Below are 964 nucleotides of genomic sequence, written 5' to 3'. Positions count from 1 at the left end.
GGTCCGACTGGAAGCACGGGAGCACAGGGCTTGCAAGGAATACAAGGGATTCAAGGGCCAATTGGGCCAACCGGTCCAGAAGGTCCGCAGGGTATTCAAGGGATTCCTGGTCCGACGGGAGTAACCGGTGAACAAGGAATACAAGGAGTTCAGGGTATTCAAGGAGCAACGGGTGCAACAGGGGATCAAGGTCCACAAGGTATACAGGGGGCTATAGGGCCACAAGGGGCAACAGGGGCCACAGGAGATCAAGGTCCACAAGGAATACAAGGAGTACCAGGGCCATCAGGAGCAACAGGCCCACAGGGAGTTCAAGGGCTACAAGGTCCGATGGGTGATATAGGGCCAACAGGTCCAGAAGGCCCAGAGGGACTTCAGGGCCCGCAAGGAATACAAGGTGTGCCAGGGCCAGTTGGAGCGACGGGTCCAGAGGGTCCTCAGGGGATACAAGGCATTCAAGGACCTGTAGGAGCAACAGGCCCACAAGGTCCACAAGGAATTCAGGGAATACAAGGTGTGCAGGGGATAACGGGAGCAACGGGAGTACAAGGAGCAACTGGAATTCAAGGGATACAAGGGGAAATAGGAGCAACAGGTCCAGAGGGGCCCCAAGGAGTGCAAGGTGCTCAAGGAGGGATTGGTCCAACCGGTCCGATGGGGCCCCAAGGAGTGCAAGGAGTACAAGGAATACAAGGAGCGACGGGCGCACAAGGAGTGCAAGGTCCACAAGGAATACAAGGAATACAAGGTCCGACTGGGGCAACAGGAGATACGGGAGCAACAGGTGCGACAGGGGAAGGCACTACAGGCCCAACAGGAGTAACCGGTCCAACAGGCCCATCTGGAGGACCAGCTGGCCCAACAGGAGCAACTGGGGCGACAGGAGTAACAGGAGATACTGGGGCAACAGGCTCAACTGGAGTGACAGGAGCGACGGGAGAAACGGGAGCAACCGGAGTGACGG

General features: G+C 57.6%; 1 pseudogene. It reads left to right on the top strand.

The window, feature by feature from the left end:
- Window positions 1-964, top strand: a pseudogene (locus MR083_RS26655) (collagen-like protein); the annotation flags it as partial.

The organism is Bacillus cereus group sp. BfR-BA-01408 (assembly GCF_022663305.1).
GTDB lineage: Bacteria > Bacillota > Bacilli > Bacillales > Bacillaceae_G > Bacillus_A > Bacillus_A pacificus.
Note: the sequence above shows the minus strand (reverse complement) of the source record. Positions and strands in the feature narration are given on the sequence as shown.